The 18763-nt window shown below is 38.5% G+C and carries 19 protein-coding genes and 1 pseudogene; 7 read left to right on the forward strand and 13 right to left on the reverse strand.

Annotation, left to right across the window (positions count from 1 at the left end; all coding sequences use genetic code 11):
* Positions 1-376: 376 nt before the first annotated feature.
* The 3 genes from WNY98_RS07765 to WNY98_RS07775 form a co-directional block, all read right to left on the reverse strand.
* Positions 377-1258 (reverse strand): alpha/beta hydrolase-fold protein, encoded by an 882-nt coding sequence (locus WNY98_RS07765; RefSeq protein WP_342877559.1) that lies wholly within the window; start codon positions 1256-1258, stop codon positions 377-379.
* A 30-nt stretch (positions 1259-1288) separates the two neighbouring features.
* Positions 1289-1900: a MarC family protein gene (locus WNY98_RS07770; protein WP_076924648.1), complete on the reverse strand. Its 612-nt coding sequence runs from the start codon at positions 1898-1900 to the stop codon at positions 1289-1291.
* Between the two features lie 138 nt (positions 1901-2038).
* On the reverse strand, positions 2039-2521 hold the full coding sequence (locus WNY98_RS07775; RefSeq protein WP_342877560.1) for a GNAT family N-acetyltransferase: 483 nt from the start codon (positions 2519-2521) through the stop codon (positions 2039-2041).
* 106 nt (positions 2522-2627) lie between these two features.
* Between WNY98_RS07775 and WNY98_RS07780 the strand changes: the two genes are divergently transcribed.
* On the forward strand, positions 2628-2828 hold the full coding sequence (locus WNY98_RS07780) for a hypothetical protein (protein ID WP_002962626.1): 201 nt from the start codon (positions 2628-2630) through the stop codon (positions 2826-2828).
* 324 nt (positions 2829-3152) lie between these two features.
* On the opposite strand, the gene WNY98_RS07785 is transcribed toward WNY98_RS07780, so the two are convergent.
* Complete coding sequence (locus WNY98_RS07785; RefSeq protein WP_024593951.1) at positions 3153-3347, reverse strand: CPXCG motif-containing cysteine-rich protein; 195 nt, start codon at positions 3345-3347, stop codon at positions 3153-3155.
* 293 nt (positions 3348-3640) lie between these two features.
* On the opposite strand from WNY98_RS07785, the gene msrA reads away from it, so the two are divergent.
* Entirely contained in the window at positions 3641-4240 is a 600-nt protein-coding gene (gene msrA / locus WNY98_RS07790; protein WP_165735155.1) for a peptide-methionine (S)-S-oxide reductase MsrA, read from the forward strand.
* A gap of 69 nt (positions 4241-4309) precedes the next feature.
* Here msrA and WNY98_RS07795 read toward each other — a convergent pair whose 3' ends face one another.
* From WNY98_RS07795 to WNY98_RS07815, 5 genes are all read right to left on the reverse strand, one after another.
* Positions 4310-4549: a hypothetical protein gene (locus WNY98_RS07795; RefSeq protein ID WP_342877561.1), complete on the reverse strand. Its 240-nt coding sequence runs from the start codon at positions 4547-4549 to the stop codon at positions 4310-4312.
* Positions 4550-4791: 242 nt separating this feature from the next.
* Positions 4792-6903 carry a TonB-dependent siderophore receptor gene (locus tag WNY98_RS07800; RefSeq protein WP_342877562.1) on the reverse strand — a complete coding sequence of 704 codons (2112 nt, stop codon included), beginning with the start codon at positions 6901-6903 and terminating at the stop codon, positions 4792-4794.
* Between the two features lie 15 nt (positions 6904-6918).
* Entirely contained in the window at positions 6919-8241 is a 1323-nt protein-coding gene (locus tag WNY98_RS07805; protein WP_342877563.1) for a DUF3526 domain-containing protein, read from the reverse strand.
* Complete coding sequence (locus WNY98_RS07810; RefSeq protein WP_342877564.1) at positions 8238-9686, reverse strand: DUF3526 domain-containing protein; 1449 nt, start codon at positions 9684-9686, stop codon at positions 8238-8240. The genes WNY98_RS07805 and WNY98_RS07810 overlap by 4 nt, the downstream gene beginning before the upstream one ends.
* Positions 9686-10498, reverse strand: a complete 813-nt coding sequence (locus WNY98_RS07815; RefSeq protein WP_342877565.1) for an ATP-binding cassette domain-containing protein — start codon at positions 10496-10498, stop codon at positions 9686-9688. Before WNY98_RS07815 ends, WNY98_RS07810 begins: the two co-directional genes overlap by 1 nt.
* A gap of 360 nt (positions 10499-10858) precedes the next feature.
* On the opposite strand from WNY98_RS07815, the gene WNY98_RS07820 reads away from it, so the two are divergent.
* The 5 genes from WNY98_RS07820 to WNY98_RS07840 all read left to right on the forward strand — a co-directional run bounded on the left by WNY98_RS07820 (position 10859) and on the right by WNY98_RS07840 (position 15990).
* Positions 10859-12121: a hypothetical protein gene (locus WNY98_RS07820; RefSeq protein ID WP_342877566.1), complete on the forward strand. Its 1263-nt coding sequence runs from the start codon at positions 10859-10861 to the stop codon at positions 12119-12121.
* Between the two features lie 2 nt (positions 12122-12123).
* The gene (locus WNY98_RS07825) at positions 12124-12564 is read left to right on the forward strand and encodes a hypothetical protein (RefSeq protein ID WP_342877567.1); all 441 of its coding nucleotides are present in this window, start codon (positions 12124-12126) and stop codon (positions 12562-12564) included.
* Positions 12557-14185, forward strand: a complete 1629-nt coding sequence (locus WNY98_RS07830) for a sensor domain-containing diguanylate cyclase (protein WP_342877568.1) — start codon at positions 12557-12559, stop codon at positions 14183-14185. Before WNY98_RS07825 ends, WNY98_RS07830 begins: the two co-directional genes overlap by 8 nt.
* A gap of 164 nt (positions 14186-14349) precedes the next feature.
* Positions 14350-15051 carry a metal-dependent hydrolase gene (locus WNY98_RS07835; protein WP_342877569.1) on the forward strand — a complete coding sequence of 234 codons (702 nt, stop codon included), beginning with the start codon at positions 14350-14352 and terminating at the stop codon, positions 15049-15051.
* 336 nt (positions 15052-15387) lie between these two features.
* A complete protein-coding gene (locus WNY98_RS07840; RefSeq protein ID WP_076924637.1) occupies positions 15388-15990 on the forward strand; it encodes a thiamine biosynthesis protein ThiC in 603 nt (200 codons plus the stop codon).
* Between the two features lie 272 nt (positions 15991-16262).
* Here WNY98_RS07840 and WNY98_RS07845 read toward each other — a convergent pair.
* The 4 genes and pseudogenes from WNY98_RS07845 to WNY98_RS07860 form a co-directional block, all read right to left on the reverse strand.
* Positions 16263-16502 (reverse strand): annotated as a pseudogene (locus WNY98_RS07845) (Mobile element protein); the annotation flags it as partial.
* 122 nt (positions 16503-16624) lie between these two features.
* Positions 16625-17257 carry a hypothetical protein gene (locus tag WNY98_RS07850; protein ID WP_342877570.1) on the reverse strand — a complete coding sequence of 211 codons (633 nt, stop codon included), beginning with the start codon at positions 17255-17257 and terminating at the stop codon, positions 16625-16627.
* Positions 17258-17376: 119 nt separating this feature from the next.
* Positions 17377-17739, reverse strand: coding sequence for a hypothetical protein (locus WNY98_RS07855; RefSeq protein WP_342877571.1), 363 nt, complete (start codon positions 17737-17739; stop codon positions 17377-17379).
* Between the two features lie 276 nt (positions 17740-18015).
* Entirely contained in the window at positions 18016-18603 is a 588-nt protein-coding gene (locus tag WNY98_RS07860) for a cold shock domain-containing protein (RefSeq protein WP_342877572.1), read from the reverse strand.
* Positions 18604-18763: the final 160 nt, after the last annotated feature.

Consider the following 18763-nt stretch of genomic DNA (forward strand, 5'->3'; position numbering starts at 1 on the left):
CTCTATTGCTAAGTTTAGCATTATAATAACATTTAGTATGATGTGTTCTTTCTGTAAAGCCACCAGCTTAATTATATTAATTGCATTCAGAGTATATAAAGATGGTGAAACTACATTGAAATTGCAAAGTGCTTGCACTGATTATTGCTGATCACATATGCTCATAGGTACTGCCTGTATTCTAACTCAACACCTACGTGCTGTATATAAACACAGTGTGCGTATTTACTGTGTAAAAATAAATTAAAACATCTCCCTTTGTAAGTCGTTAATAACATTAAACTAAGTAAAGTGCTATGAAGCTGATTCGTTATCATAAATAGTTAAAACACAGGTAACTGTATATGCATACAGTTACCTCTAAGGCCTATCTAACCTACTTTTTAATAAACGCACTAAAACCAGCTAATGCCTTTGATACACTCAGTGTTGGATTATCTGAATGCTCAGCACCTTTGTTTATAGCGCTTTGCCACACAAGGTTATTATTAGGGTTTGCTGTTAAGGCAGACTCTAAATTATCAAACGCTTTTAACATTAACGGATGCTCTGCTCCACCCACAGAAAGGTATAAATAAGTAGGCGACTTAATTTTATTTGCTTGAGTAGTTAAAAATGCTTCTACATTATTAACCACTGTCATATCGTCATACCAAGCCGCTGGGCTAAAGGCAAAGTAGCCATTAAACAGCTCAGGCTTAGTATGCAGTGTATAAAGTACAAAGCTACCACCTGCCGAAAAACCACTTAATACGCGGTTATTACTAAGCTTATATTTTGCTGATAAATAAGGGAGTAATTCAGTTTCAATAAACGCTAAAAACTTGTCGGCTTCACCATTTGGCTCTATAAGTGTTTCACCTTCTGGTCGCGCTTGTGTATTTACATCTTGGCGAGCATAAGGAGGAACTAAATCGCGATTACGTGTATCTGTAAAAAACAAATTAGGAATAGACACCAATATAGCCTTATCCCCTTTTTCGCTCTTAGCTTGTTTTGTAAGTGCTTTATCCCATGTATCTAAATTAAAGTTACCGTCGGTTTTAATAATTAACGGATACGCTTTTTTAGGATTGTAATTAGCGGGTAATCTTATAAATACTTTGCGCGACTCATTAAGCACACTTGAGTTAATTGTTACATCGGTATAGGCCGATACATAATGGTTGTAATAACGTATAGCTAAAATACCGATAGCAAAAATGACTACGGCTAAACTTAAATTAATAAAATAGTGTTTTGTTATTTTTATTGCCATGCGGCATTCCTTTAAATGTTTAGGAGTTATTTAATCGAGCTTAACCCATTGTTTTATTTCAAGCGCGGTCATAATAAGCTCAACCGAAAATGCGGCTAAAATCATCCCCATAACACGCGTTAAAATAGACGCGCCACCAGTACCAATAAGCTTAATTATTTTACCCGAAAGCAGCAACAATATTAATGTAATGCCAAGCACACCAAGTGTAACAAGCGCTGTGCCTATTTGAGTGGTAATTGGGTGTATGTGGTTATCGGTAAGTAGTATCACCGCCAAAATAGCACCAGGGGTCGCAGTTGCTGGTATAGCTAGCGGAAACACCGCAATATCGTGTTCAGGGTCTTGTTTAGCTTTGTTAGAATCGTTTCCAAAAATCATTTGCAGGCCAAACAAAAACAATATAATACCGCCACCTAATTGAAACGACACCAATCTAATTCCCATCGCATTGAGTATTAGCTGCCCTATTAAAATAGAACCCAATAATACACAGCCTGCATAAAGCACCGTTTTAAAAGCTGTTTTACGACGTTGTTTATCGGTTAAGTGAGAAGTAAGCGCAGCAAACAACGCCATCGTGCCTATTGGGTCAATGGTAGCCCAAATAACAAGTGCATCTTGAGAGAGTTTTTCTAGCATATAAAATCCTTGTTAAGCGTAAATATTTAATAAAACACGGGTAACAAATTCATTTGCTTACGCTTAACTATAATAGAAAGCCGTTATTTTTTGTATTTTATTTACACTCGCAAAGATTTAAAAATTTGTCGTTTTACGTTAAAGCGATTTATGCCAAATAGAATTTTCTCTTAAACTAAAGCCTAACTTCATAAGTAAATTATGAGAGCGTGCATTGTGTGCACTCACCTCAGCCGATAAATGTTTAAGCGGAATATGCTCAAGTAACTCTTTAGTGAAACCAGTGACTACTTCAAACATTACACCTTTATCCCAAAAGTCGGGGTGCAGCTCAAATCCTATAAATGCATTACTTTTACAGGGCGTTAAATTATAAAGCCCACAAGTACCCATTAACTTTCCAGATATATTATGTTCAATTGCAACTCTAATCACTTCGCCTTCGTAATAGGCGCTAATATCATCTTGTATTAGTTGCTTAATTTGTGTTTTGGTAAGGGGTGTATCGTAGTCGTTAAATTCTGACACGTGCGGATGATTTAAAATATTAAATAAACACGCAGCGTGTTTGTGGGTAATTAAGCGCAGCGTAACGCGTTCAAGCTTTGTGGTATTAAACATTTTATTTAAGTGGTTAGTTAAATTAGCTCTTTATGGGCAAGCATTATTAACTTACCATACCCCATTAACAAGCATTATCTTTAAAGCAAAAAGAGTAGATAACGTAATGAGTGACGATTTTAAAGTAATACAACCCACTACCACAGTATATTGCCCAAAGCGCGGCGAAGGCTGGACCTTAACAGGCATTACTAATATTAACGAGTTTACCTCAGTAATGTTTGACGGCACACGCTATACACTTCCAGCACGTGAAATAGTAGAAGAACTTCTCCCTAACCAACTAGCGCGAGAACAAAATAGCTAACCAAACACATACGCATTAAAAAGGCTGCAAAATTGCAGCCTAGGGTCTGTTGATCTTTGCGGATTGAAATTTGTTCAAACTAGGGGCTATTTAATCGCGGCGCGAGGTTTGTAACCTAGTGGGCTAAGTAAAAACCGAGCAACAAAGAGTAAATAGCCCCTAGGAAGAACCCTTTGGGCAGCGCCTGTTTGGCATTAATGCTACGTTATCGCCTATTTATGGGGAATAACCACACTGTATAGGCTCTGCCTTGCCTAAATACCAAACAGACTGCTGCAAATTTAACCTTGAAAGATCAACAGACCCTAGTATTTAATTAACTAGTTAAAACGCTTCGTCTTCGCTATAAACATTAACGTTTAACTCGTCTTCATCTTCAAATACTACAAACGAAATAGGCTTACAGCATACTTGGCAGTCTTCTATGTATTGCTCATCAATATCTGCTGCATCAAGTAATACTTCTATACTTTCGCCGCAATAAGGGCAGCTTATTGATTTTTCAGTTAACTGGTTCATTTATCACCTGCTAATTTATATCTCGAATGTTGTCACTTTAATGAACAAGCCAGCATAATTCAACACCCCAATAAATAACACTTATATGGCTAAACTAATTAAACCATGCTGCTCACTTATAAAGTGATCTAACGACAAGCCCTATCACTATAAAACTTACTTAAGCACATTATTTTGCACCATAGATAAGTGTTAGCCTGCTAATACAATGCCTCTACAATGAAATAGTATTAGCACTTAGCGGGTCTAACTTTACAAGCATTTATAAACTCACTCCACAGGTGGATAATTTTATGAAAAAATCACTCGCATTAGCATTAACATCTGCCGCAATATTGTTTAGCACATTTACTCATGCAGCTAAAACCGAAAAAGCCGTTTTAGCTGGAGGTTGCTTTTGGTGTATGGAAAGCGACTTTGAAAAACTAGAAGGCGTAACCGATGTAATATCGGGCTTTACTGGCGGTAAACTTAAAAACCCAACGTACAATGGTAATCATAAAGGCCATTACGAGGCCGTAGAAATTACTTACGACCCAGCCATAGTAAGCTACAAAGGCATACTTGATCATTACTGGGTTAATATTGATCCTTTTGATGCCAGAGGCCAATTTTGCGATAAAGGCCCTAGTTACTTAAGTGCTATATTTGTTGAAAACGACGAACAACGTAAATTAGCTGAAAAAACAAAAGCTGCAGTAGTTGCCGAGTTCCCTAATCAAACTGTGGTTACACCAATACTAAACGCAAGTACCTTTTACCCTATTAAAGGAAAAGAAAGCTTTCATCAAGATTACTACAAAAACAACCCAATCCGATACAATACCTATCGCTGGCGTTGTGGTCGAGATAGCCGCCTAGAAGATATTTGGGGCGACAGAGCAACTCATTAATTACGTCTAATTAGGTATTTCACTGTAAAAGATTAAAAAGCCGCTTAAATTAGTCGCTTTTTAATCTTATTAGTTATTTCGAGATTCTTTAATAAATCGATATCTAAATTCAGATAAATAACCAACAATGCTAACAAGCAAAGCAGAATTAAAATCACCATTCACAAGCTGTGTCCAAACACTTCCCTCTCCATTAAAGCTAATGTAAATAACCATAATAAAAGCAAGAAACGCTGAAACTTGATACATCCAAGAATATTCACCAAAAAATTTCTGTGTCACACTTTTTTCTTTTAATTTATCTTCCACAATTAATCTCCATTTTATATTGCTATTAAATCCTAGCTATAACATTGGCAAAACAAGGAATTTATAATAATGGTTTACTTATCCACCGTCTATTTCATAAAGCCTTTGTTATTAAGTTAAGTGTTACTTATTGATGCAAAACAGCGCTAGACAGACCCTAAAAACCTAACGATGTATGACCAATGTAAAAAGGCTGCTTAAATAAAGCAGCCTTTTCATTTGTATCATTGTAATGTGTACGTTTAAAACTTAAAATTCGCACTTAACCTTACGCTACGCGGTGTCCCCGGTTGAACCCACGCATCAGCAAATGAGTTAGTGTAATAGGTTTCATCAAACAGGTTATCTACCTCTGCGCGTAAACCAAATGCTTTAGTTACGTCAACATCAACAAATGTACGCGCTGTTGTATAACTTGGCAGCTCAAAATCGGTACCAAAAAAGCCGTTTCGTGAGCCTACATAAACCAAGCCTCCACCAAATTTAACGGCTTTACCATATAACTCAGACGATTTAACTAGCTGTAAACTAAATTGATGCTCAGGAATATTTAATAAAGAGCTTCCCGCTTCTACTGTATAACCAAAGTTCGCATCAAAAAATGAGTTTTCAATAGTTGCATCAACATACGCATAAGATAACCAAAGGCTTACATCATCAGTAAGATCACCGTTTATATCAATTTCTATGCCTTTGCTTTGTGCTTCGCCAATTGCAGCAAAAGTAAATGCAGTCGGATCGTCAACTACCAGCATATTGTCTTGTTCTACTTTAAATACAGCAACGGTGCCAAACAGAGCGCCATCGTTTAAAGTAAATTTAACGCCTACCTCTGACGACGTTGATTGATTTGGCTCAAAACCATCGCCATTTGTATCAGTGCCTGATAAAGGCCTAAAGTTTTCGCCATAAGCGGCATAAACAGATAAAAACTCACTCGCCTCATACACAACACCAAACTGCGGGCTAACACGCGATTCGTTTTGCTTAGATTGAGTATCCGCTAAGCGGTTATTAAGTGTTTGTTCGTAGTCATCAAAGCGTGCACCAATACGTATATCAAGCTTATCGGTTAGGCTTATTTGGTCTTGTATAAATATACCTAACGACTCTTGCACTTCTAACTTATCGGTATTGGCCGTTGGCGTAGGTAACTCATACGCACCATACACGGGGTTAAATACATTAATAAACTGATCGCCACGCACGCGAAGAACAAATTGATCATTTTCGAATTTATCAGAGTCCACACCAATTATTAAACGATGCTCTAACCCTGCAACCTCTAAATTACCGGTTACTTCAGCTCTAAACACCTGATATTTAGCATCGTAATCACGATAACGCCTAAAACGATTTACCTCACCATCAACAACACCTGCAAAACCGGTTTCGGTTGCAAACCCTTCAAGCGATGTATCTCGGTAGTTAGCGCCCAGCAACACGCTCCAGTTATCATTAAAGTCATGAACAAACTCTAATTGATGACCAAGTACATCTGCCTCTATTGGGCCATCACCTGGTTCTCCTAAAAAGCGACTTTCTGGTATTAAACCAAGTTCACCATCTATGGCTAATACACCTCTATCAAAAGGGACTTCTTGGTCGCTGTATTCAAGCTCATATATTAGTTGGCTATTATCATTAATATTCCACGTTATTGATGGGCTAAAGCCTTGTTTAGTTGTTTCTATCGTATCGCGAAAGCTTTTTGCGTCTTCATAAAAACCAACCAGTCTAATTGCCACATCATCATTAAGAGGTGTTGTGTAATCTACATCGGCGCGGTAGGTATCAAAGCTGCCTACGCTTAGTTTTAGCTCGCCACTTGTATCAAACGTTGGGCGTTTAGTAACTAAATTTACTGTACCACCAGGCTCTCCACGGCCAAATAAAGCCGCGCGTGGGCCTTTTAAAACCTCAACCGACTCAATACCCGATAAATCACGTGAGCCACCAAAACCACGCCCGGCATTAAACCCATTTACAAGGTAATTACTTGGTAAGTTTTCATCGCCTACAAAACCACGCAGCGCAAAGCTATTCCAAAGTCCACCAAAGTTATTTTGACGAGCAACCGACGCCGACAAATCAAGCGCTTGATTTAAATCTATCGCACCTGCGTTTTCAAGGGCTTCTAAATCTATTTTCAGTTCTGATTGCGGTGTTTCTAACGCACTAAATTTACCTTGATACGCTTGACGCGAACCAATTACAGCCAATCTTTCAATAGGGCTATTATTAACGCTGTCATCTTTTTGGTTTTGCTCAACTGCCATAGCATGGCTGCTAAATAAACTGACTAAGCATGCGCTTAAATAGGTGAGCTTTAGCCCTTTATTATTGGTATTCATTATAAACCTTGTTAATTAGTTAACTGATAAATTTTCTTTTAGCTTAACGCCTGTAACTTCAGGCTCATCCATTTCATTAAGCATTGTTTTTTTAAAGCTAGGCATATTCTTAAGCGCCGCTTTTGGTGGGTTACCCTTTATAAAGAGCCAAGGGTAGTAAAACTCCCTTAAACTTTTATGAAATCCTCGCATACGGTATTCGTATCTAAATGCAGCTAAAGCATCAGTGCTCGCCAGTCGTGTAAAACTGCGTTGTAACAGCAATGGCGGTGAAAACCACGATACAATTCCCGCTAATTGATACTTTGTATGCGCTGCATCACGATACGCATGTGAAAGTTCACCTGCTTTTTCGTCTCCAACTTGCTGAAATGCGTAATACCATTTCCACTCAAACTCGCTTTGCATATCAACGTGATCTTTCCACTGTGGATTTGAAGCAACAAAAGCATCCATTGTGGTCTTCTTTGGTAAGTCCCATGCATCGTTAACGGCCTCTCTTTGAGTAAGCACAATGTCGCCGCCCTTTGGTGAGTGCACCGTTTTGTTTATAACTAAATCGCCTAAAATAGGAATAATAAAAGCAACTAACACCCAAAAACCAATTAACGTTGAAGCAACACGCGGCGCACTGCTGGCGTTTTTACCCCACCACACACTGAGCGCAGTCCAAAACGCAATGTAAATTACACAAATAAAAGTAACAAACCCCACATCAGCAAGGGCCGAATGACTAAGCAATGTACCTATATAAAATGGCAGCATTAAACACACTATTACTGCAATCAACCTCACTGCTATTCGCGCCCCCCATAATGCAAAGTAAGACCTAGCAGTAGTTACTAATAAATCATGCCTACCGCTTGTTCGCTCATTAGCAAATAAATCATGAAATAGTAAAATAACTATCAGCGGTGCTAATGCACTTACTACAAATACAAAATCAATTTTACCTGCCTGCGCTAGCTCTGCGTTTTGCGCATCGCTTTCGTATATTTGTCCCTCTAGGGCAAGTAAATTTAAGCGGTGTTTCCACGGGTAAATATCGCGCTCGCCTAAAGCAGCAAACGCTAAATTTGAAGGCGATGAATACGTTAAGTGAAAACTGTAATAGGCAAGCGAGCCTGGGTCTTCGTATTTATGTTGAACGTTAGTTAAGTCTGTTAAATCGGCGGCTTTTAAGCGCTCAATGGTTTGCTTTTGATGTGTTACTTCACTAAGCCCGCTGAAAACTGCAAACCCCGACATTACAAAGGTACACACCAGTAATACCACTAAGTATTTTTGACGAAGTAAAAAACGCCATTCACGCGCAAGCTGTTTTAATAGGTAACTCATATCAAACGCCTCCCTACAAATTTAATACCGCCTAACAGCACCGCAATCCAAAGTAGTAGCTGTAAAAAAGCAGGTATGCTTCGCTGCGCTCTAGCTTTTGAGCTGTCTACATTAAAAGTAAAGTCTTGCAGTATTTGCCAATTTTGAGCACTTACACGTGCCTTTTGGGTTGCAGCAGTATCAGCATTGCGGTTCATGTCGTCTTGGTAGCTAAGCTTTTCTACATGAACTTTGTTAAGCCCTTGCACAAAATCAAAGCGAAACTGCTCGGTTTCGCGTAAAAAGCGATGATGAGTTTCAATACTCGTACCTACCACAATCATCGATAACGACCGAATAGCCACCATAGGTGAAACCCAACCAAAATAACGCGATACCTGTGTTTGTTTAAGTTCAGCTTGCATACGCTGCTCAGCAAACTTATTGAGTACGCTTGTGAGTTTAGCCTCAGACTCGCTTGCCACTAGCCCTCTAAAATTAACGGGTAACTCATCAATACTGCTAACGTTGTATTTATTAAGGAGCGATTGTTTAAATTGCTTAAATGCGGGGTCGTTTGTGTTGTGGCCGTCACCTAGTTTTCTAAGTTCGGCTTTTACAGCAAAGTCGGTTTCTATTTTGCCTGCTGATGGCACTGCCGTGGAGGCTGTTGTACTTGCTACACGTGGCATTACAATACACAGTAAAATCCAAACAAAGGCAAGTGCTGTAAAGCTGCCGCTGTTTTTACTAAACACACTCGATGCCAGTAAAATAAGCAGCACCCACACAATTAAATATAAAGCGTAGCCAAGCACAAAGCTTGCAACCGCAAGTAAGCCTTCGCCTGAGCCAAGTGTAAATAAAGCCGATACCGTCAGCGGAGTTAAAATTAAACCCACAACAGAAAGTAGCGCCAATCCTTTACCTGCAATAAGCGTTGCGCCCGATGTACCTTGCGATAACAAATACGAGAGCGTTTGTGACTCACGCTCGCGGCTAATACCGCTGTAGCCAATTAATATCAGTAATAAAGGTGCGAGTGTTTGTACAATAAATGCAGGCGTTAAACTACCTAATTTAGTTAATGCAGTTCCTTGGCGGCTATCTGCAAACATTGCGCTATTTTGTCTGTGCCCTTCTAAAAATATAGAGTTGCCTGTGTAGGCATCAATACCCGGGTCAAGCGTACTAAGTGGTGAAGGCGTTCTGAATGCATAATGCCCATAATGCACCATTCTGTGTGGATGACGGTCGGGTTGATCAACAAAGCTTTTATCGCTAGTTGCCTGTAATTCATGCCGTGAGTGGCTTAGCTCCATCATGGTAATAGCCGTTACAATCACCGAGGCAACCGTGAGCACCAAACCAATAGCAAGCACGGTCATTGCTAATTTTGAGCGAAGCCAATAACGCCACTCATCTTTGGCAACAATCACCACCTTAGAAAAGTTATTTATACTCATTAAGCACCTCTATTAGCGTGATGCCCAAATGCAGCGTGTACTTGCTCGGTATCAATACGCCCACTTTGAGGCGCATCAAACTCCCCCACCAGCTCACCGTTTTTAAGTAAACCAATACGATTTGCCACTTGGCACGCGCCATATACATCGTGGGTAACCATTAAAATAGTCGCACCAGTTAATGCAAGCTCACGTACAAGTTGATTAAATTCATCAATGGCAACAGGGTCTAGACCAGATGTAGGCTCATCTAGTAAAAATATCGGAGCTTCACGCAGTATCGCAAGTGCAATTGCTGTTTTTTGCCTCATGCCTTTTGAATAAGTTTGCATGTGGCGGTCCCACGCATCGCGCTGTAATGCAACACGATTAAAAGCTGCGTTAATTTGTTCATCTGATTTTTTAATATCAGCAAGTGATAAAAAATATTCAACATTTTCGCGAGCAGTTAAATGCGGGTAAAGTGTTGCCGACTCTGGCAGATACGCGGTTTTGCCACGAACAAAATCAAGCGCTTGAGTAACCTCTTTACCGGCTACTTTTACAGAGCCTTGAGTTGGTTTATTAAATCCGAGTAACGTTTTTAATGTAGTTGATTTACCTGCACCATTACCACCGAGTAGCGCATACACCTCGCCTGCAGCCACACTAAAGCTTAAGTTTTTTAAAATAGCGTTATCTTTAATACTAAAATTTAAAGAGCTCACTTCAATCATCGTATCGTTTAAAGCGGCGCCTGTGTTGCTAACGTGTTTATCAAACGTTTTTTGTTCAATTGGTGGTGTTTTATTAATCGCGGTAGGTGTTGTCACACTAAAACTCTATTTAGGGAAATTACATAGGAGTGAATGTTATACTATATCAAATATGTATTGCAACAATATAACATTGTAAATCAATAAATAAGATAAACAACGTTACGTAGTTAATATAATATTACTTTGAGAGGTAAAAATTAAACCAACTTAAAATAGCCTCTTTTATGTGAAACTTAGAATAGTGTTATGTTTTAAATTTACAATTTAAGTTAAATTAAAAACCAACACTAAAGAATGTAAGCTGCCTGTCCATGCCATCCTAATGCCTATGGTAAAAACGTATGTTAGTAAAGTTGGTAATTTAAAAAAATGTGCTATCTTTTTATTATCTATATCATAAAAATAAGCGCTAACATGTTGTTCCGAGGTACAATTGCCATAGCTATATTGGTAATTTCTGCTGCTAATAAAAGCTATGCAAATGAAATAGACGTGCAATTTAGCGGTTTTGCATCCTTAACACTCAGTTACACTGACGATTCAGATATCGCCTTTGCATCTAATTACTTAAACGAAAACGATACAGGCTTTTCAGCAACGCGTGATTCAATTTTAGGTGGGCAAGCTAATATCTCACTCTCAAAAAACTGGGACTCCGTGGTACAAGTCGTTTTACAAGATCATACCTTTAAAAGTCTTGATAACTTTTTAGAGCTCGCCTTTGTACGTTACCGCCCCTCACGCCATTGGGCTATCCGTGCTGGTCGGCTAAATAGCGATCTTTACTTACTCTCTGAATATCCTTATGTAGGATACGCCTACTTATGGATACGCCCTCCTCACGAATACTACTCTTTTGCAAACATTGCAGGAAATTACGACGGCGTGGATATTGAATACAGTAAAGCCATTGATGAAGGATTTTTACGCTTAAAGCTCGCCTATGGGAGCTCTACTGCAAAGCTGCAAGCATACAACAAAGACTTTTTTATAGATTTTGATAATTTAACAACCTTAAGTGCTACCTATTCACTGGATTCTTGGACAGTGCGATTTTCACTATCAAAGTCTGATTTTGGTGACTATAAGCTAGACTCACTAGATGAGTTTTTAGCTTTACTAGACGCTGTCCCACAAAGTATATGGCCACAAGCAGAGACTATATCTAACAAATTTAATACCAAAGGCCACAGTATAGAATATGCCGCGTTTGGACTTACCTACGATCATGATAATTGGCTTATTCAATCTGAAGTAGGTATTTCAGAATCCGATTGGATAATTGCACCATCAGTTTTCAGCACTTATATTAGCACTGGGTATAGGGTAAACAATGCAATATTTTACACGAGCTTTTCAGCAGCAAGAAATCGTCATGATGTTATACAAGTAAACGATCCTGTTTTTTCACCAGGCACACCCGAGCAAATTTCAGAACCAATACAACAGCTAGCACTTGCAACACAAGCTGCTATTAAAGTGCCTTATGTTCATCAGCATTCAATTAACATAGGTGTAAAATGGCAGCTATCGGAGCGCTTAGTGCTAAAAGCCCAACTAGACCGCTTTGATATAAAGCCCGTAGGCGCGGGGTTATGGAGCCTTAGTAATCCGGCTGATGTAGACGAAGGCCACAAAGTACATATGCTAAGTTTGAACGCTAGTATGGTGTTTTAACAATGATGAGCTATCGTAACGTACTCCTTTATCTGTTGCAGCCGCTATGCCTGCTCCTTGTTAGTGTTAATGCAAAATCTACAGAATTTGTAGTGGTGGTAAATAAAAGCAATACAATTAACGCCTTGTCTAAGCGCGAAGTTATTGATATTTACATGGGCCGTTATTTAACGTTCCCTGATGGTGAAACCTCTAAACCACTCGATTTGCCGGCGCAATCAACATTAAAAAATGACTTTTACCTACAACTGGTCAACAAAGATGAGCAAAAAATTAATGCTTATTGGGCTAGGTTATTGTTTTCAGGGCGCGCAAAGCCCCCAACACCCTCAACATCCGTTGAAGACGCGTTAAACAAAATAGCGGCATCACAATTTGCAATTGGCTATATTCCCCAATCGCAGGTTACAGACGCAGTAAAAGTGGTATACACATTTGATTAAAATTAGCCAAGCACTCTACGTACGCGTTGCTCTATCAATCGCCATTGTCGCTATTGTAGTTACGTTAGTATCGTCAACTCTTTCTTATTACTCGGGTTTTAAAGAAAAGAAAAACACCAATTACCTACTCGTGCAGCAGTTAGCACAAACAATGGGAAAAACAGCCGCAATAGCTGCCTACTTAAACGATCGTGAATTAAGCCAAGAAATTATTAATGGCTTACTAAGTAACGATTTAGTACAAGGCGCAAGCCTAGAAGGAGAAGCAAATGCAAAAGGCGAAATGGAGTTATTTATTGCAAGTGGTTCTACTAACAAAAAAAATGAAGCTGTTTTAATTAAATTAATTCACCCCTTTATAGAAGGCTCCTTTATAGGTGTACTTGCCATATACCCCGACGATAAATTTATTGAACAGCAAGCACAGTCATCACTTATAAAAGAATTTCTTTTAATGCTGATTCAATCAATCGTCATCGCTTTTTTTGTGTCGTTAGTTGTACGCAAATGGCTTACTCAGCCTATTCAAAACCTAACAGACAGCTTTGCGACGATTGACCCTACTAATCCCGAAACCATGACAATGCTAGAATTTAAGCAAGGTAAGCGAGACGAAATAAGCAGGCTAACGCATGGTATAAACGCTCTAATGCATGAGTTAAAGTTAACCATAAGTAATGAGCAATCCCTTCGTAAAAAAACTCAAGAACTAGAAGCTAAATTTAGACTTATTTTTGAACAAGCCAGCGCCGGTATTTGTTTATTAGATGACAATAATATTATCACCACCTTTAACCCCGCGTTTAAACATTACTTTACCGTACCCGGCGAAGAAGAATTATCAACCTTGCACTTTCCTGCTCTATTAAATAACGTTGATGAGTTACAAAGCCTGCTTGCAGATATTCGTTGTGATAAAAACCCGCCACAAGCGACCCTAGATATAGAGTGTAAAGTGGGCCATAAAACCATTTGGTTGCACTGCTTATTTGTTAGATTAACAGAGCAACGTGAAACAAAGCGAAGCGCTCATCAAGAACACTTAGTTGAAGTCATTTTACATGATGTAACTGAGCGCGCAGAACGCGAATTTCAAACCCGTTTTGAAGCCGATCACGACCCACTAACCGACCTACTCAATCGCAGAGCCGGTGAAAAACGCCTTAAAAAAGCGCTTCGTGAGTGTGTTAAACATAATCAGCACCTTGTACTAATGATGATTGATTTAGATAAGTTTAAACCAATAAATGACACCTACGGCCACGAAGCCGGAGATAAAGTACTTATTGAAATAGCGCACCGATTTAAAAAGCGTTTTAACCAAGAAACCGACATATGCATCCGCCTAGGCGGTGACGAATTTATTGTTGCAAGGCAAGTTAATACCTACAACAAAGCAACAACGCGTGAGCAATCCATCGCTTTGCTAAACGAGTTACAACAAGACATTTATATTTCACAAAATAAAACATGCGCCGTGGGTGCAAGCATTGGTATTGCAGTAGGCCCTAATGATGGTGAAGAGCTACTCGAATTAATGATCAACGGTGACAAAATGCTCTACCACGTAAAAGAAACTGGCCGAGGGCAAATTGCATTTTATGACGAGTTTAAAAAGTAAGAGGGTTAATTGAGCACTTTAAACACAGTTAGCACCAAAAATAGCTGCCAAAGAGTGACTTATTAACCAGAGCCCAGGTTATTTACAGTTTAATCTTTAAAGAATATTGAACAATAAACTTTTCAATTGTTAGAATGCCGTACTTTTTCCCATCAAGAGTTACAATGGCAAACTTCAATACTCATCTTAATACTGCCGTAATCATCACAGGCTTAGCCTCCGCCACCTTATTATCTGCAGGACATATTGAATTAAAGGGCGCGCTCTGGTTATGGTTTTTAGGCTCAATCGGCGGCTTATTACCCGACATAGATTCAGATAACTCCACATCACTCGATACTATTTTTAACTTATTTGCACTCAGCGCTGTATTACTGGTACTGCATTACATAACCACCGAGCTCATTATTACAATTAGCTTTATTGAGTTAATTGTAGTGCCGTTATTGGTTTACGGATTTATAAAATATATTATTAGACCCATTTTTGAGTGGATCACAGTACATAGAGGCAGTTGCCACTCTTTACTATTTATAGTGTTATGCGCACTATTAACGACTCAAGTAGTATGGAAACTAAATGACCAATCAACCACACAAGCAGCCGTTTTTGCCTGGTTAACGGGTGGGTTTATTTTATTAGGCGGGTTAACTCATTTATTGCTAGATGAAATTTACAGTGTAGATTTAAGCAATGTCACCATTAAACGCTCTTTCGGGACAGCTTTAAAAATAGCCGACTTCGATAATAAGCTAATTACGCTAGCATCAGTTATTGCCATTGCAGGTTTAATCTATGTTGCGCCCCCTACAAAGCAAACTATTACAGCGTTAAGTGACTGGTCCCATTTTACGTTTTTATCTTAACGCCGTAAGTATTAAGCCGTTTAACCACATACTCAAAATGTGTGCCCTCTTGATAATTAAGATAGTTAAACATTGATTTACTAAGAGGGAATGAGGCGAGGGCATAAATGGCTTGAACCTAAACGATTTCCCAATTTAAGTTTTGAATAAAACCAAAATTTGAGCCTATTTGTAATTAATTATTATTTTTATAGGTTTAAGTGAAATAATTAAATAGCTTTACCTGTCTTATAGGCTATGTGTAAAAGCTAATTAGCTAAAAAGCTCCCTGTTTGATGTATTCAAACCTGTAGAATCTTTTTAAAGCATTAAATATAAAATTATAAGAGGTAAATAATGGAATTTACGAATAAACGCACCATGCTAATTACAGCATCTTTATTATTGGTATTGGCGATATCACAGGGTATTTATTCTGTTCTTTACAGTGCAGAAATTAGTTTTTCAAGACAGGTGGCTTGGGGGCTAGAAGCGCTGGTATTTACTTTACTTGTTGCCTTTGCAGGCACATCTATGGTGCAAGCAAAAAACGCTCAACTAGGCTGGTCGGCAATCGCGTTTAGCGCAGTACTTAACATAGTACAGGTGAGTATTGGCCTTACTTTGTTTTCAACATTTGGAAAAGTTGCAGGCACAGTAGAGGGTGCACAACCTTTAATTGGTGGCGTGGTTTCTTTGTCATTCATGATTTACTACGCAGCTAAATTATTATTAGGATTAGCAGCTCTTGTTTTTGGCCTGTCTTTTCTAGCTAAAGGCGGCAAAGCAATTGGCGGACTTACAGCCTTAGCTGGCGGAGTTGCAATGCTTGCCAATGGTATTTTAATTACCTTTGGCCGTGATGGATTCCTTCCATCAGCTGTTGCTGGTGCATCAGGCATGATTGCAACGTTACTTTTAGCGATATGCTTAATAAGCCTTTACCGTAAAGCAGACTAAGGCCAAATACCTTACAAGTAATGTGCTTATTTAAATGAGTTATAAACATCGGCGTGTATTAGAGTGCTAATTCGCCGATGTTTTACATTTAAGTGTTCATATTTAAGTGTTCATATTTAAAGTGCCAGCCACCTCAATTATTTATAGCTAATTCACAAAGAGGTTATGAGGCGCTGCGCTTTTAGAGGAAAGAATAGCTAATATCAAAAACCTTTTAACCGATTTATGTTTTGATGTATGAAGTCAAGATTTGAGCCCATATACCATCGATTATCATCTACATACAGGACTAAGTGAGTGTGATTACTCATAACAGCATAAGCACACACATCAATACAAAATACCTTTGCTAATTCAAGCAGTTTATCTTCAACCCAGCCTCTGCGGTGCTCGTAAGATTTGCCTGTAAAGCGGTCTTCGCCACATAAAAATGCACGACGCACGCAACGTGAAATACAATGGTAGTATTTTGTATCAACCAAACTTACTTGACGCTTTATTGCAATTGCCATAAGACACCCTGCTCGTTTTTTGCACTACCTAAAACGTAGTCCTAAATTTTGGAAAGAGCAAAATTTAAGATGGGTGCTACTGTTAACTTGCCTTTATTATTTTTAAATCCTTAGCTGGATTACTAATAAAGAATATCTGATAGTACAACAAGACTTTTGACCTTATCTAACACTGGGGATTTTTGCTTACCATCCCATGTTAAGAAAGACTTATAATTCGATGTTTTAACAAACAAAAGAGTTGCTTGTGAAATATCAAACTTGAAGTCACCTGGGCATCGCCATTCTCTCTCATGCGTCCAATCAATTACGTTATCTTCGTCTGACATGTCGAAATTTACAATTCTCCACCATTCCTCTTTAGGAAGTATTTTCTTTGCCACTGATGTCTTCTCATATAGCACCGGACGCCCGCCCTTTTCATATAAATATTCTTTTGGGAACATGATACCAATAGGTGAATATCTTATTTTAGCCTTTGGGTTTATCCTACGATATTTCTGCTCAAAATATGTATTTTGACAAGCGGCATAAAGCGGGGCATCTTGAAAACACACAGCTGATTTAGTACCGACTACAAATCCTTTATTGTCACTTCCTTCAATTGTTCGTTCCGAAATTATTTTTTTTAGATTTGTTATGGCCGATAATTTCTTACTGTCAAAGTGAGATTCCTTAGTAAGGTGAATAACCTGAGAGCTTAGATCCGAACGCTCCGCTAGTCTTTCTTTCCATTTCTTTATGTTGTAACCCATATTTCCCCTAAAATTTAATGCTTTGCTAAGCGGCTAATGGACGTTGGCTAAAATTTGCGAGAAACGAGCACAGCTAACTTTTTTGTGCCCGTTTAAGTAACTTGTTAGTTTTGATTACTTTATTGTTCTACTTGTTCTTTTAGCATTACCAACTTCGAGCTGATATTCTCAATACAAATACTCAAAGGAGTCCCCATGCCTGAGGGTCGCTTGCTATCCCCTCCAAGGGCAACACCAACTCCTGTTACGATAGTATCGGAATCCCTTATATTAGGCATAGCGCCTTCTGCTTTATCTAAAAATGATTCTATTCCCTTGATGTCGAAACCATTCTGTAACGAGACACATTCTCCTAAGAGAGCGTAAGCATTAACTTGTGGAACAACCGTTTTAACTGCATTTTTGACATATATGCCATAAAACCCACCGCCTACTGCAGTAGTTAGAACTGCACCTATTAAAAAAGACTTTAAATCTAACATTTGTACTCCTAATTTTTTGAAAATACTAACAGCTTATTGAACCGTACTTTGAGTTTATAACACCCCAAAACGGCATCTATTACATTGTTCGATATTTACACTAAACAACTCTACAAGAGTGATGTAATGACCTTTGTTATTTAACCCCAAAACGACTTTTAATAATATTCTGGGGCAAATTGCAAATAACTGTATTTGTACACAGCTATTAATTAATTCTATTTTTATTTAACCTAACCTAACCTTAAGCTAAAAGCTTTGTAAGTGCCCTAGCCTTTAAAACCTTGTATCTCTCTCACAAGGGTTACCATCTCTATCGCCATCCATTTTCGTATTTGGGCAGTTATTAATAAAAAATACTGCCTCTTCTCGTGAGCGCATTTCAGTACAATACTGCCTACCATCACACGTAAAATTTTGCGTGTTATTAGGAATAATGACTTTTAGGTGTTGTTCATCAAAAGTGGCTAAATCAACATTGGTAATGACAGGAGTTTGGCTGCTTGAGTGAGCGTTGTATTTATTAATCGCATAAAAGTAAAGTGCAGCAATAAGCGCAATTGAGGCAACTTTACCTAAAAAGCTACTGGCAAAATTAGATTTGGCAACTCGGTAAGGCTGTTGATTGTGTTTTTGGTAAGGTGCTTTAAGCTCTGCAACGCATTCTATGCGGCAGTTAATTGCTTTGGTTTTACCGTCGGGCTGCGTAGCAACTTCAAAATAAATAGTGTCGCCAACTTTAGGCTTACGGCTCATGTGTTTGAGCGCTGATATGTGTATAAACGTGTCGTGTTCTAGGGTGTCTGATTTAATAAAACCAAAACCTTTGTCGGTTTTCCACGTCTTTAACAATCCTTTGTGCATGTATCCGCCTATTTTGCTTAAGCTGCGTTTTACGCAAATTCCATTTAGTTAACACTTGTTATTATATGTTCCTAAATTAAAACCATGCAACCAATTATTCATGTTAGATTAATTTGAGCTCTTAAAAAAAAGCTGCTTAATACTTAAGCTCGTATGTTAA

Origin of the sequence: Pseudoalteromonas sp. AS71, assembly GCF_038900275.1 — a bacterium.
In the GTDB taxonomy this organism is placed as follows: Bacteria; Pseudomonadota; Gammaproteobacteria; order Enterobacterales; family Alteromonadaceae; genus Pseudoalteromonas.

What these genes read in the sequence shown, in the direction of transcription:
- WNY98_RS07765 (WP_342877559.1), bottom strand. Translation starts at nt 1,258, where the DNA reads ATGGCAATAAAAATAACAAAACACTATTTTATTAATTTAAGTTTAGCC.
- WNY98_RS07770 (WP_076924648.1), bottom strand. Translation starts at nt 1,900, where the DNA reads ATGCTAGAAAAACTCTCTCAAGATGCACTTGTTATTTGGGCTACCATT.
- WNY98_RS07775 (WP_342877560.1), bottom strand. Translation starts at nt 2,521, where the DNA reads ATGTTTAATACCACAAAGCTTGAACGCGTTACGCTGCGCTTAATTACC.
- WNY98_RS07780 (WP_002962626.1), top strand. Translation starts at nt 2,628, where the DNA reads ATGAGTGACGATTTTAAAGTAATACAACCCACTACCACAGTATATTGC.
- WNY98_RS07785 (WP_024593951.1), bottom strand. Translation starts at nt 3,347, where the DNA reads ATGAACCAGTTAACTGAAAAATCAATAAGCTGCCCTTATTGCGGCGAA.
- msrA (WP_165735155.1), top strand. Translation starts at nt 3,641, where the DNA reads ATGAAAAAATCACTCGCATTAGCATTAACATCTGCCGCAATATTGTTT.
- WNY98_RS07800 (WP_342877562.1), bottom strand. Translation starts at nt 6,903, where the DNA reads ATGAATACCAATAATAAAGGGCTAAAGCTCACCTATTTAAGCGCATGC.
- WNY98_RS07805 (WP_342877563.1), bottom strand. Translation starts at nt 8,241, where the DNA reads ATGAGTTACCTATTAAAACAGCTTGCGCGTGAATGGCGTTTTTTACTT.
- WNY98_RS07810 (WP_342877564.1), bottom strand. Translation starts at nt 9,686, where the DNA reads ATGAGTATAAATAACTTTTCTAAGGTGGTGATTGTTGCCAAAGATGAG.
- WNY98_RS07820 (WP_342877566.1), top strand. Translation starts at nt 10,859, where the DNA reads ATGTTGTTCCGAGGTACAATTGCCATAGCTATATTGGTAATTTCTGCT.
- WNY98_RS07825 (WP_342877567.1), top strand. Translation starts at nt 12,124, where the DNA reads ATGATGAGCTATCGTAACGTACTCCTTTATCTGTTGCAGCCGCTATGC.
- WNY98_RS07835 (WP_342877569.1), top strand. Translation starts at nt 14,350, where the DNA reads ATGGCAAACTTCAATACTCATCTTAATACTGCCGTAATCATCACAGGC.
- WNY98_RS07840 (WP_076924637.1), top strand. Translation starts at nt 15,388, where the DNA reads ATGGAATTTACGAATAAACGCACCATGCTAATTACAGCATCTTTATTA.
- WNY98_RS07850 (WP_342877570.1), bottom strand. Translation starts at nt 17,257, where the DNA reads ATGGGTTACAACATAAAGAAATGGAAAGAAAGACTAGCGGAGCGTTCG.
- WNY98_RS07855 (WP_342877571.1), bottom strand. Translation starts at nt 17,739, where the DNA reads ATGTTAGATTTAAAGTCTTTTTTAATAGGTGCAGTTCTAACTACTGCA.
- WNY98_RS07860 (WP_342877572.1), bottom strand. Translation starts at nt 18,603, where the DNA reads ATGCACAAAGGATTGTTAAAGACGTGGAAAACCGACAAAGGTTTTGGT.